This window comes from Burkholderiales bacterium (assembly GCA_035543335.1).
Taxonomy (GTDB): domain Bacteria; phylum Pseudomonadota; class Gammaproteobacteria; order Burkholderiales; family JAHFRG01; genus JAHFRG01.
In genome coordinates, this window is record DASZZH010000025.1 from 121705 (window position 1) to 134875 (window position 13171).

Annotated in this window: 12 protein-coding genes; 4 read left to right on the forward strand and 8 right to left on the reverse strand. The window is 57.0% G+C overall.

Annotated features, from left to right (window positions below; all coding sequences use genetic code 11):
- The 5 genes from VHE58_05765 to VHE58_05785 form a co-directional block, all read right to left on the reverse strand.
- Positions 1–681, reverse strand: coding sequence for an ABC transporter permease subunit (locus VHE58_05765; GenBank protein ID HVS26790.1), 681 nt, complete (start codon positions 679–681; stop codon positions 1–3).
- Complete coding sequence (locus tag VHE58_05770) at positions 678–1421, reverse strand: amino acid ABC transporter permease (protein HVS26791.1); 744 nt, start codon at positions 1419–1421, stop codon at positions 678–680. Before VHE58_05770 ends, VHE58_05765 begins: the two co-directional genes overlap by 4 nt.
- 88 nt (positions 1422–1509) lie before the next feature.
- Positions 1510–2409 (reverse strand): glutamate/aspartate ABC transporter substrate-binding protein, encoded by a 900-nt coding sequence (locus VHE58_05775; protein HVS26792.1) that lies wholly within the window; start codon positions 2407–2409, stop codon positions 1510–1512.
- Positions 2410–2668: 259 nt separating this feature from the next.
- The gene (locus VHE58_05780) at positions 2669–2857 is read right to left on the reverse strand and encodes a hypothetical protein (GenBank protein ID HVS26793.1); all 189 of its coding nucleotides are present in this window, start codon (positions 2855–2857) and stop codon (positions 2669–2671) included.
- Complete coding sequence (locus VHE58_05785; protein HVS26794.1) at positions 2854–3726, reverse strand: alpha/beta hydrolase; 873 nt, start codon at positions 3724–3726, stop codon at positions 2854–2856. Before VHE58_05785 ends, VHE58_05780 begins: the two co-directional genes overlap by 4 nt.
- A gap of 85 nt (positions 3727–3811) precedes the next feature.
- Here VHE58_05785 and VHE58_05790 point away from each other — a divergent pair, with 85 nt between their 5' ends.
- The gene (locus VHE58_05790; GenBank protein HVS26795.1) at positions 3812–4693 is read left to right on the forward strand and encodes a TraB/GumN family protein; all 882 of its coding nucleotides are present in this window, start codon (positions 3812–3814) and stop codon (positions 4691–4693) included.
- A 1-nt stretch (position 4694) separates the two neighbouring features.
- On the opposite strand, the gene VHE58_05795 is transcribed toward VHE58_05790, so the two are convergent.
- The gene (locus VHE58_05795) at positions 4695–4934 is read right to left on the reverse strand and encodes a hypothetical protein (GenBank protein ID HVS26796.1); all 240 of its coding nucleotides are present in this window, start codon (positions 4932–4934) and stop codon (positions 4695–4697) included.
- A gap of 75 nt (positions 4935–5009) precedes the next feature.
- On the opposite strand from VHE58_05795, the gene dnaE reads away from it, so the two are divergent.
- Positions 5010–8480: a DNA polymerase III subunit alpha gene (gene dnaE, locus VHE58_05800; GenBank protein ID HVS26797.1), complete on the forward strand. Its 3471-nt coding sequence runs from the start codon at positions 5010–5012 to the stop codon at positions 8478–8480.
- A 275-nt stretch (positions 8481–8755) separates the two neighbouring features.
- On the opposite strand, the gene VHE58_05805 is transcribed toward dnaE, so the two are convergent.
- Together VHE58_05805 and metG are read right to left on the reverse strand one after the other, a co-directional pair.
- Positions 8756–9025, reverse strand: coding sequence for an acylphosphatase (locus tag VHE58_05805; GenBank protein ID HVS26798.1), 270 nt, complete (start codon positions 9023–9025; stop codon positions 8756–8758).
- Between the two features lie 45 nt (positions 9026–9070).
- Positions 9071–11245 (reverse strand): methionine--tRNA ligase, encoded by a 2175-nt coding sequence (gene metG / locus VHE58_05810; GenBank protein HVS26799.1) that lies wholly within the window; start codon positions 11243–11245, stop codon positions 9071–9073.
- 106 nt (positions 11246–11351) lie between these two features.
- Between metG and apbC the strand changes: the two genes are divergently transcribed.
- Positions 11352–12440, forward strand: a complete 1089-nt coding sequence (apbC, locus tag VHE58_05815) for an iron-sulfur cluster carrier protein ApbC (protein HVS26800.1) — start codon at positions 11352–11354, stop codon at positions 12438–12440.
- Positions 12441–12454: 14 nt separating this feature from the next.
- Positions 12455–13021: a dCTP deaminase gene (gene dcd, locus VHE58_05820; protein ID HVS26801.1), complete on the forward strand. Its 567-nt coding sequence runs from the start codon at positions 12455–12457 to the stop codon at positions 13019–13021.
- The last annotated feature ends 150 nt before the right edge of the window (positions 13022–13171 follow it).

Consider the following 13171-nt stretch of genomic DNA (forward strand, 5'->3'; position numbering starts at 1 on the left):
TCATATGGCGAACCTCTTCTGCAGGCGCTTCACCAGCCATGAAGCCGAATAGGAGATGACGAGATAAATCACGGCCGCGAACAGGTACATCTCGACCAGACGGCCATCCCGCTGGCCGACTTTGCTGGCCACGCCGAGGAAGTCGGCGAGGCTGATGACATACACCAGCGAGGTGTCTTGAAAGAGGATGATGCTCTGCGTGAGCAGCAGCGGGATCATGTTGCGGAACGCTTGGGGCAGGATCACGTAGCGCATTGCCTGGCCGTAAGTCATGCCCAGGGCGTAGGCGGCGGATACCTGGCCGCGCGGAATGCTCTGGATACCCGCGCGGATAATCTCGCAGTAGTAGGCCGCCTCGAAGATCATGAAGGCGATCAGCGCCGAGTAGAACGGGCCGACAATAATGGCCGGGTTCCCAGTGATGGCTTTTAGCATGAAGGGCACCAGGAAGTAGAACCAGAAAATCACCAGCACCAGCGGGATAGAGCGGAACAGGTTCACATAAGCGCCGGCGAGGCTGGAGAGCCATGCCTTGCTTGAAAGACGCATCAGTGCGAGCAGCGTGCCGAATATGATGCCGCCCGTCATCGCCAGGATTAGCAGGGTGAGCGTCAAGCTCATCCCCTGCACGAGAAAGGGGATGGCGCCCGGGATCGAACTCCAGTCGAATTTGTAGATCATCGTTCGCCTCCGCCGATATAGCCGGGCACGCGGTTGCGGTTCTCCAGCCAGCGCATGATGATGACCGCGGTCAACGTGATGCAGATGTAGAGCATAGTCGCGGCAATGAAAGCTTCAAAGGTGTTTGCCGTGTACTCACTGATCTGGCGGCTTTGGGCGGTGAGTTCGAGCAGTCCGATGGTGAGCGCCACAGAGGAGTTCTTGAAGATGTTCATGAACTCGCTGCCGAGCGGCGGGATGATGATGCGGAAAGCCATCGGCAGCAGCACATGGCGGTAAGTCTGGGCCAGGGTCAACCCCAAGGCAGTGCCGGCAGCCTTTTGCCCCTTCGGCAGGGAGTTGATGCCGGCGCGCACCTGCTCGCACACCCGCGCCGCGGTGAACCAGCCGAGACAGAGGAAAGCGGTCAGGTACGCGTTGAGCGTCGGGTCCATCGTCTTGAGTTTCTCGCCCAGTCCCCAAGGGAGCAGCTCAGGCACGACGTAAAACCAGATGAAAAGCTGCACCAGCAGGGGAATGTTGCGGAAGACCTCGACATAAGCGGAAGCGATACCGGCAAGCCACTTGTTCGGGACGGTGCGCATCACGCCCAGCACCGAGCCCAGCGCCAGCGCCATGACCCAGCCGGACAAAGCGACCACCACGGTCCAACCCAAGCCCGAAATTAACCACTGCAGGTAGGTGGCAGAACCGTCGGGCGTCTGCTGAAGGAAAACGCCCCAATTCCAGTGATAGTTCACTCTTGTCCTCTATAGACCGCTTGCCCGCACGACGACATGAAAGGGGAACCGCAGCGGGTTCCCCTTTGCATCCGAACCGATAGGCGCTCTAATCGTAGGCTTTGTCGCTCGGGTTCTTGAACACGGCCTTGAGCTTGTCGCTTATGGGGAAGTTCAGGTTCAACCCCTTCGGCGGGATGGGGCTCAGGAACCACTTGGCGTAAATTTTCTCGATCTCGCCACTCTTCATGATGCCGGACAGAGTGTCGTCCACCAGCTTCTTGAATTGGGGATCGTCTTTGCGCAGCATGCAGCCGTAGGCCTCAAACGACTGGGGTTGGCCGACGATTACCCATTCACCGGGGTCCTTCGCCTTGGCCATCTCGCCCGCGAGCAAGGCATCGTCCATCATGAACGCGGCAGCGCGGCCCGACTCCACCATGAGGAACGACTCTCCGTGGTCCTTCGCGCTGATGATGTTCATGCCCAGCTTCTTCTCTTCGTTCATCTTGCGGATGAGGCGCTCGGAGGTGGTGCCGGCGGTGGTCACCGCGGTCTTGCCGGCGAGGCCGGGAAAATCCTTAATGCCGGAGTTCTTCCTGGTAAGCAGCCGTGTTCCGATCAAGAAAATGGTGTTGGAGAAGGCGACCTGTTTCTGGCGCTCCAGGTTGTTGGTGGTGGATCCGCATTCGAGATCGATGGTGCCGTTCTGGATCAGCGGAATCCGGGTCTGGGAGGTTACCGGATTGAGCTGAACCTGGAGCTTCGGCATGTTGAGCCGCTTTTTCACCGCATCGACGATTTTGTAGGCGATTTCCATGGAGTATCCCACCACCTGCTGTTTGTCGTCGTAGTAAGCGAACGGGATCGAAGATTCGCGGTGGCCGAGAAGAATAGTGCTGGAATCCTTAATTTTCTTGAGGGTGCCGGAGAGTTCCTCGGCGACGGCAGGAGCAGTGAATACCGAGCACGCGACGCATGCCAGAAGCAAACGGGAAAAGTGGTTCATGAGTTTCTCCTCCGGGATATTTTAGGTGATTGTTGTAGGTAACAAGGCGGCATGAGTGAAGGCTGGCCACGTTTTTAATCTAGCTGATGAACATTTTATTGTCCAGCAGTATACATTGTTGATTTGGCTATTTTTATTGTTCTGGAACCTGGCTTGAATGCCGATTCCTTTGAGCCCTATGCTTTTTTGGAATTTGTTTTTAAAAGGGCCAGATGTCCGATGTCGCGGTGAGATATAAAAGAGAACAAACCGTAACCGGTCAAAGATGCACGGCCAATTTTTGGGGGACTTTTATTCCTGCCCCATCATGAGGCCCACCTCGCTGGCGGATAGTCCGCAGCGAAATCAATCCGAGCGTCATCGCGCCCTCGCTGTTTTTGCGCAGGATTTCTCTCGTTCGCGGCTCGGCAGTTTTCCCGTCGGCGTCATCAACTTTCGGGATTTTCATGGCGCGGTCTTTAGAAAATCTTCAATGGCTTTCGCAACCCGGGCGGGCTGGTCGTGATGCAGCATGTGGCCCGCGTCCGCAATCGTGGATTCGCTGAAGTGCTTGAATGCTTGTTTACGCTCGGCGAATTGTTCCAGGCTGTCCTTCAGCCAGTCGCGTATCCAGGAATCAGAACCATAAACCCACAGCACGGGCGCCGTCACGGCTTGCCAGCAGGCCAGCGCTTCCTCAAGCCGGTAGCGCACCGCATTGATGATTTTATGCTTAGGGTCGCTCACCAATACAATTTTTCCGGCGTCGTCCTGTTTTGCCCAGTGGCGGGCGAGAAAAGCCGTTTTGTCAATGGTCAGCCGCGGATTATTTTTTTGCAAACGCTCGGCCACTTCGTCGAAGGAAGCGTAGGGTTTGAACTGCGGCGGGTTGGTGACTTCATCCAGCCATTTGGCGAATTGCGTCGGTGTTTCCGCCGGGTCGGTGCGCGGGACGCCGAAGCCTTCGAGCGAGATGATGCATTTTGCGCGCTGCGGCCTGACTCCGCCGTAGAGGCACGCCACGCTTCCGCCGAGGCTGTGCCCAACCAGATTCGCCGGCTGGTTCGGGCTGTAGATATTTAATAGCGCGTCGAGGTCGGCGAGATAATCCGGAAACCAGTAAACGCCCTGGTTCCACTGCGTGAGGCCGAAGCCGCGCCAGTCGGGGGCAATCACGTGCCAGTCGCGCTTGAGTTCATCCACCAAAAACTGGAACGAGGCCGAAACGTCCATCCAGCCGTGCAGCAGAAAGAGCTTGGGGTGGCGCGGCTCGCCCCAGTTGCGCACGTGGTAGCGCAAGCCGTTGATGCTGTGGAAAACCGAATCGCCGGGTTTCATATTTACCGCGTTTCGTGCGATGATGCGGTGAGCAGTCTTTGAAAAGGCTGCACTGTAACTCACCCCCCTTGTTTTAAGCAACAACATGAGCAAGCTCACTGGTTTGGTCTTGGCCTCATTTCTTGCGCTGGCTTCGTGCTTTGCCGCCGGGGATGACCTGCCTATGCCGTTTTCCAAGGGCTTGCTGTGGAAAGTGGAGAAGGCCGATGCCCGTCCCAGCCACATCTTCGGCACCATTCATCTCGATGATGCGCGCGTCACCAATCTGCCTGCGCCGGTGAGGCAGGCTTTTGCGCACAGCACCAGCTTCACCATGGAAATGATTATTGACGAGGCGAGCACACAAAAATTTCTTACGGCCATGCTGCTCGCAGACAGCAGCTTGCAATCACTGCTGGGCGAGTCTTTGTTTGCAGAAACCGCCGGCTTGATGGCCGAATACGGCATGCCGCAGGAAATCACCGCGCGCTTCAAGCCCTGGGCGGTCATGCTCACGCTGGTCTTGCCCAAGGAGCGGCAGGGCGTCATCGTGGACAATGTACTGTACCAACAAGCGCTGTCGCAGAAGAAGAGTGTGCACCAGCTGGAAAACGTGGAAGAGCAGATTTCAGTGTTCGACGGCCTGCCGACGGACGTGCAGGTGGGCTTGCTAAAACAAACCGTGACCCACCACGACCTGATTCCCGGCATGGTGGAAAAATCCATCCAGGCTTATCTCAAGCGTGATTTGGGCGCGATGTGGGATATCAACAACAGCATCATGGAAACGGACACCGACAAGCGCTTCAACGAAACCTTTCTGCAGCGAGTGCTTTACGACCGGAATGCGCGCATGGTGGAGCGCCTGCAGCCGCGCTTGCAGGAAGGCGACGCTTTTGTCGCCATGGGCGCGCTGCATTTGTACGGAAGTAAAGGTGTGCTGAGCCTGCTTAAGGCCCGCGGCTACCAGATTACACGAATGTATTGATTTATTTATTCTTGCACACGCTGTAGCCATCCTGCCAGCCGGTCATGTACTCGGCGTCCGACTTGTAACGCGCCTGGTCTTTTTTGTTGAGCAGCGACTGTGCGCTGGTGCAGCCGTCGCGGTAGCCGTCCTGAAAACTCTTGGGAAAACCTGACAGATTGACGTTCGGCGTCTGTGAAGGTTTAGGCGGCTCCTGTGCGCACGCCGCGAGCAGCAACAGCAACGCGTAAGATTTTTTCATCGCGGGCAATTCAACCCACCGTTTCGCGACACTCTGTTGGTGGTAAAATTTGCAATCGAGCCGCATTATATCACCATGCCTCAGCCCGCTTTCGTCCACCTGCGTCTGCACAGCGAGTATTCCATCGTCGACGGCATCGTGCGCCTCGACGCCGCAGTGAACAAGGCGGCCGGCGACCGCATGCCGGCGTTGGCGCTTACTGACCTCAACAACCTGTTCGGCATGGTGAAGTTCTATCAGGCGGCGCGCAAAGCCGGCTTGAAGCCCATCATCGGCTGCGATATGTGGATAAGCAACGAAGCTGATCGCGACAAGCCGTTCCGCCTGCTGCTGCTCGCCCAGTCGTATCCAGGTTATCTCCTGCTCTGCCGCTTGATTTCACGCGCTTACCGCAGCAACCAGCACCGTGGACGTCCTGAAATCCGCAAAATCTGGTTCGCCGAAGCGCCCACCGAGGGCCTGATTGCGCTTTCCGGCGCGCTGCAAGGCGACATCGGCATCGCGCTCCTGCAGGATAACCGCAAACAGGCGGAAAAACTTGCGAAAGAGTGGGAGGCGCTTTTCCCGCAACGTTTTTATATCGAGCTGCAGCGCTCGGGCGCGCCGCATGGCGAGCACTATGTGCAGCGCGCGCTGGAGCTTGCCTCCAACCTCAAGCTGCCGGTGGTGGCGACGCATCCGGTGCAGTTTCTCGAAGCCGATGATTTCAAGGCGCACGAAGCGCGGGTATGCATCGCCGAAGGCTACGTGCTCGGCGACCAGCGCCGCCCGCGGCAGTTTACCGAGCAGCAATATTTCAAGACTCAGGCGGAGATGGCGGAGCTCCTCGCCGATATTCCCGAAGCGCTTGCCAACAGCGTGGAAATCGCCAAGCGCTGCAATCTCAAAATCGAACTGGGCAAAAGCCGTCTGCCGCTTTTCCCCACGCCAAACAATGTGAGCCTCGACGAATACTTGAGCCAGCGCGCGCAACAAGGGCTCAAACAGCGCCTGGAAGCGCTTTATCCGGACGCCAAAGAGCGCGAGAAGCAGTTATCCAAATATCAGGAACGACTGGAGTTCGAGACCCGCACCATCGTGCAAATGGGTTATTCTGGTTATTTCCTGATTGTCGCGGACTTCATCAACTGGGCGAAGCAAAACGGCGTACCGGTGGGTCCCGGGCGCGGCTCCGGCGCGGGTTCGCTGGTCGCCTACGCGCTCGGCATCACCGATCTCGACCCCTTGCGCTACGACCTGCTGTTCGAGCGCTTTCTTAACCCCGAGCGTGTCTCCATGCCCGACTTCGACGTGGACTTCTGCCAGGACGGGCGCGAGAAAGTGATTGATTACGTCAAACACAAATACGGCGAGGACAGCGTGTCGCAAATCGCCACATTCGGCACCATGGCGGCGAAAGCGGCGGTGCGTGACGTCGGTCGCGTGCTCGATTTGCCCTACAACTTCTGCGACCAGCTGGCGAAACTCATTCCGATCCAGCCGGGCAAGACCATAACGCTGCAAATGGCGCGTGAGATGGAGCCGCAGCTCAAGGAGCGCGAGCAAAAAGAAGAGGAAGTGCACGAGCTGCTGGCGCTCGCAGAACGAGTGGAAGGCTTAACGCGCAATGTTGGCATGCACGCGGGCGGGGTTTTGATCGCACCGGGCAAGCTCACCGATTACTGCCCGCTATATGTGGCGCAAGGCGCGGAAGCGGTGATGAGCCAGTTCGACAAAGACGATGTCGAGCAGGTGGGCCTGATTAAATTCGATTTTCTGGGCTTGACCACGCTCACTATTCTCGACTGGGCCGTTAAATTCGTGAGGAGTCAGGAGTTAGGAGTTAGGAGTGATAACAAAGACGCCTCACCCCTCACTCCTCACCCTTCACCGTTTTCTTTGGAAAACATCCCGCTGAACGACAAACCGACCTACGAAATATTCGCCAGCGGCAACACCACCGCGATTTTCCAGTGTGAATCGCGCGGCATGCGCGAGATGATGATTAAGGCGCGGCCGGACCGCTTCGAGGACATCATCGCGCTGATTGCGCTCTACCGTCCGGGGCCGATGGAACTCATCCCGGAGTTTATACGCCGCAAGCAAGGCGCGCGCGTGGATTACATCGACCGGCGGCTCGAGCCGGTTTTGAGTCCCACCTACGGCATCATGGTGTATCAGGAACAGGTGATGCAGATCGCGCAGGTGATCGGCGGCTACAATCTGGGCGCCGCCGACTTGCTGCGCCGTGCGATGGGCAAGAAAGACGCGAAGGAAATGGCGCGGCATCGCGCCATTTTCGTCATGGGCGCGGGAAAAAACGGCGTGCCGGAACGGAGAGCCAACGACCTTTTCGACCTGATGGAGAAATTCGCGGGCTACGGCTTCAACAAATCACACGCCGCGGCCTATGCGGTGCTCGCCTACCAGACCGCGTATCTCAAGGCGCATTTCCCGGCGGCGTTCATGGCCGCCACGCTTTCGGCCGACATGGATGACACAGATAAGGTGCAGCTTCTCTACAAAGACTGCCTCGACAACCGTCTCGAAATTTTGCCGCCCGACATCAACCGGAGCGGATACCGTTTCGCGCCGGTGGGCGAAAGACAGATACGCTACGGGCTGGGCGCAGTGAAAGGCACGGGTGAAACGGCGATTGCGGCGATGGTGAAAGCGCGCGAGACCGGCGGGTTGTTTCGCGATCTCTTCGATTTCTGTCTGCGCGTGGACAAGCGCATCGTCAACCGCCGTTCCATCGATTCGCTGATTCGCGCCGGCGCTTTTGATTCGTTAAACCCGCATCGTGCGAGCCTGCTCGCTTCGATCGGCATCGCCATGGAAAACTCCGAGCAGGCGCAACGCTCGGTTAACCAGGTGAGCCTGTTCAACGAGCTCGAGGGCACGGCCATGCAGAAACCCGCGCTGGTGGAGGTGCCGGATTGGCCGGAAACGGTGCGATTGCAAAATGAAAAAATGGCGCTGGGTTTTTATCTGAGCGGCCACCCGTTCACCGCCTATCAGAAGAGCGTGCAAGGCCTCGTGAAAACGCGCTTAAGCGAACTTACGCCGCAGCAGCAGCCGGTTCTGCTCGCCGGCGTCATCTACAGCGTGCGCATCCAGCAGACGCGACGCGGCAGGATGGCGATCGTGGTGCTGGATGATGGCAGCAACCAAGTTGAAACAGTGGTGTTTAGCGAATTGTTCGAAGCGAACCGCGAGTTCCTGAAAGAGGACCAGTTGCTCATCGTTGAGGGCAAGGTTGGCTACGACGAATATTCAGGAGGCTTAAGAATCACTGCCGACAAACTGTATGATTTGACTGCAGCGCGCAACCAATTCGCCCGGGTGATGCGCATCAGGCTCAACGGCGAAGCGAGTGCCTCCAGACTGCGGACATTGCTCGGCCCCTACCGTAAAGGACTGTGCCCGGTCGCGGTCCGTTATTACAACGCACAAGCGATGTGTGAAGTGCAGTTGGGCGAGGAATGGCGGGTCAATCTCGATGACGATTTGCTGCGCGATTTGTGCGAATGGCTGGAGCCTGAGAACGTGGAGGTGGTCTACTAAGGAACCTCTGAATAAGTCCCGCCAAGCCCCGTCCCGTGAGGGTTGCGGCGGAATCGGGCGCTCGCTTTGTGCTCGCCGGAGCGTGGAGCCTCGGGTACGTGCGACCGCGAAGGCGAGCGCTGGCCCGCTCCGCTGCACAGCTTCGCAGGTGCGGACGCTACGCGGGCCCTCCTCGGCTTCGTAGTCCCGGCTACGACCTTCGTCGCGCTTCGCGCGATCATCCCGATTCCGCCAGCAACGCGGCTCACGAAGGACTTATTCAGAGGTTCCCTAAGTCAGCGGCTGCGCAGTATATCAAAGCGCGTGAAATTTCCTTCCCCTTGGTCAATTTCCACATGCTCGACCTGTGCCGTTTCAGGTCCGTGACGCGCCCAGGCGATGATGGCATCCAACGCTTCGGGGGTTCCCTGCACCATCGCTTCCACGCTCATATCGGAACAGTTGGACACCCAGCCAGTGACGCCGAACTTCTCCGCCTGGTGGCGCATGGTTTCGCGGAAAAACACGCCTTGCACCAGGCCGTGAATGCGCAAATGCTTGACCATCTTACTTGTCTGAAACTGAGTGGAAACGCGGCTGCTGGAAGGCGGCTACTTTACTTTCATTCCAGGCTGAGCGCCGGAATCGGGGCTTAACAAATAAATGTCTTTGCCGTCACCCGCAGCCAGCACCATGCTTTCGGAAACGCCGAACTTCATCTTGCGCGGCGCGAGATTGACAACCGCTACGGTGAGACGTCCTATTAGCTGCTCCGGAGCATAGGCCGGCTTGATGCCGGCCAAGACCGTGCGCTGTCCGTTGCCCAGGTCAAGCGTGAGTCTGAGCAATTTGTCCGCGCCATCCACGTGCTCGGCTTTGACGATTTTAGCGATGCGCAGGTCCACCTTGTTGAAATCGTCAATCGTGATCTGCGCCACATTTGCGACGGCTTTTTCTCCCTCTCCCCTGGTGGGAGAGGGCTGGGGAGAGGGGGTGGTCATCATCGTTTCCTTGTTTGCCTTAACCAGCGCGGTGATCTGCTTGGGATCTACGCGGGTCATGAGATGTTGGTATGGGTTGATCTTGTGCCCGGCAGGCAAAAGAGTGTCGGCATCGTGCCACTGGAGAGGCGGCACGCCGAGGAAAGCTTCCACATCCGCTGCGACCTTCGGTAGCACTGGCTTAAGGTAGAGCGTGAGTAGGCGAAAGAGGTTTATCCCAATTGTGCACACTACGTGTAACGGCTCTTGTCGAGCAGGGTCCTTGGCTAACTCCCAGGGCTTTTTGTCATCGACGTATCGATTGGCAACGTCGGCCAGTTCCATTACTTGCCGAACTACCCGCCCGAACTCCCGCTGCTCATATGCGTGCCGAACATCCAGTCCAAGATTGCGGACCCAATCGAACATATCTCCGGCATCGTAGCCTTGGCGAAATACATATCCCTTTCCGACCATCATGGCGCCCTGTCCCTCGCGTTGCCTCCGCGCGATCTCTCGGGCTACTTCCTCATCCGACACCTGTTTCACATACAGAGTGGGATCGACTTTGGGGAGACTACTGGCAAGCCTCCCACCGAAGAGCTTGGTTATGAACCCGGCACATCGGCTCGCGATATTGACGTACTTACCCACCAAATCACTGTTCACCCGCGCAACAAAATCTTCCAAGTTCAGGTCAATGTCCTCCATGGTCGAATTGAGCTTGGCGGCGTAGTAGTAACGTAGCCACTCTGGATTAAGGTTTTGGTCGAGATAACTTCTGGCCGTGATGAACGTGCCGCGGCTCTTGGACATCTTCTCGCCGTTCACGGTGAGAAAGCCGTGGGCGTAGATCTTGGTCGGCGTGCGATAGCCCGAGTGTTCGAGCATCGCCGGCCAGAACAGCGCATGGAAATAAAGAATGTCCTTGCCGATGAAGTGGTACAGATCGGTCTTGGAGTCTTTTTTCCAGAAATCGTCGAAATCAATGGTTTTTTGCTTGCAAAGATTCTTGAAGCTCCCCATGTAGCCGATGGGCGCATCGAGCCAGACGTAAAAAAACTTCTTGTTATCTGTGCCAGGGATAGGAAAGCCGAAGTAAGGCGCGTCGCGCGAGATATCCCAGTCGTGCAGGCCGGCAGCGAACCACTCTTTTAGCTTATTAGCCGCCTTGGGTTGCAAACGTTCGCCCGATTGAGTCCATTCCTTGAGAAACTTTTCGCATTTGTCGAGCTTGAAGAAGTGGTGCTCCGACTTCTTTTTTACCGGGGCTGTGCCGGAAACCGCCGAATAGGGATTAATCAGTTCGGTGGGCGAATACGCCGAGCCGCACACCTCGCAGGCGTCACCATACTGGTCCTTGGAGTGGCACTTGGGGCATTCGCCCTTGATGAACCGGTCGGGCAGGAACATTTCCTTGACCGGGTCGTAGAATTGCTCGATGGCGCGTTTTTCAATCAGCCCCGCCTGGCCGAGCTTGGCGTAAATATCGTTGGCGTAGTACCGGGTTTCGTCGGAATGAGTCGAGTAGTAATTGTCGAACTCGATATGGAAGCCCTGAAAATCGTGCAAGTGCTCACCGTGCATGCGTTCAATCAAAGCTTCGGGTGTAATGCCCTCGGCTTCCGCGCGCAGCATGATGGGAGTACCGTGGGTGTCGTCGGCGCAGACGTAGTAGCACTCGTGCCCCTGCATTTTCTGGAAGCGCACCCAGATATCGGTCTGAATGTATTCGACCAGATGCCCCAGATGAATCGCGCCGTTGGCGTAGGGCAGGGCGGAAGTGACGAGGATTTTGCGCTTCATGAATCGGGATGGCTTAAATTGCTGAATTGTAACAAAGCTATATGCGTGACGGGTATAATTGTTTAAAATTTACAGTCTGGCATTGAGCGGGTTTAGAGGAAAAGTAATGGCCATTACTGAACAGCAGGTGCAAAGCGCGCTTAAGGAAATCACCGATCCTTATACGCACAAGGACTACGTTTCCAGCAAGTGGGCTAAGAACATCAAGATTGACGGCAACGACGTCTCGCTCGACATCGCGCTCGGCTATCCGGCGAAAAGCGTGAGCGAGCAGATCCGCAAACAGGTCATCGCCAGGCTCAAAACCCTTCCCGGCGTCGGCAACATCAGTGTGAATGTTTCGACCAAAATTGTCTCGCACAGCGTGCAGCGGGGCGTAAAGCTCATTCCTAACGTCAAGAACATCATCGCCGTGGCTTCCGGCAAGGGGGGCGTGGGCAAATCCACCACCGCGGTGAATCTGGCTCTCGCCCTTTTGGCCGAGGGCGCATCGGCGGGGATACTGGACGCGGATATTTACGGCCCGTCGCAGCCGACCATGCTGGGAATTCAAGGCCGGCCGGAATCGCGCGACGGCAAGAGCCTCGAGCCGATGGAAGCGCATGGCCTGCAGGCGATGTCAGTCGGTTTCCTGATTGACATGGATACGCCCATGGTGTGGCGCGGGCCGATGGTGACGCAGGCGCTGGAACAATTGCTTACCGAAACCCGCTGGCGTGAACTGGATTACCTGGTGGTGGATATGCCGCCCGGCACCGGCGATATTCAACTGACGCTGGCGCAGAAAGTGCCGGTCACTGGCGCGGTGATCGTCACCACGCCGCAGGATATTGCGCTGATGGACGCGCGCAAGGGGCTCAAGATGTTCGAGAAAGTTGGGATTGCCATCATCGGCATCGTGGAAAACATGAGCACCCACATCTGTTCCAAGTGCGGGCATGAAGAGCATATTTTCGGCGCGGGCGGCGGCAAGAAGATGTGCAAGGATTACAACGCGGAGTTTTTAGGTTCGCTCCCTCTCGACATCAACATCCGCGAGCAGACGGATTCCGGCATGCCGACTGTGGTGGCCGACCCCGACGGGCAAATCAGCCAGATTTACCGCAACATCGCCCGCCGCGTTGCGCTCAAGATTGCAGAGCAGGCGCAGGACCGCAGCGCGCTGTTCCCGAAGATTGTGATTCAGAATACATAACAACTTTTCCCGCCATGTCCATCAAATCCGACAAATGGATCCGCCGCATGGCGGAGCAACACCGCATGATCGAGCCGTATGAGCCCAACCAGATTAAACAGGTGAACGGCCAACGCGTGGTGTCTTTCGGTACTTCGAGCTACGGCTACGACGTCCGCTGTTCGAGCGAATTCAAGCTTTTCACCAACATCAACACCACCATCGTCGATCCCAAGAGTTTTGACGAAAAATCATTCGTGGATATCAAGGGCGATTTCTGCATCATTCCGCCGAATTCTTTTGCGCTGGCGCGCACCGTCGAGTATTTCCGCATCCCGAGAAATGTGCTGACCCTGTGCTTGGGCAAATCCACCTACGCCCGCTGCGGCATCATCGTCAACGTGACGCCGCTGGAGCCGGAATGGGAGGGCTACGTGACGCTGGAGTTTTCCAATACGACGCCCCTGCCGGCAAAAATCTATGCCAATGAAGGGGTTGCGCAAGTGGTGTTCTTCGAGTCGGACGAAGTCTGCGCCACATCCTACAAAGACCGTGGCGGCAAATACCAAGGCCAGCACGGCGTGACCCTGCCGAAAATTTAAGTCCTGACCCCGATTTTACCGGCCCAAGTTGCGGTAATTCAGTCACTTAAAATTTTTCTTGATATTTCTTAATCCCGCACCTACTATTAGTAGTGGTTTCACTCCAAAAATTTGTCTTGCATCCCCCAAAGAGGGGGGTATAATTCGCCC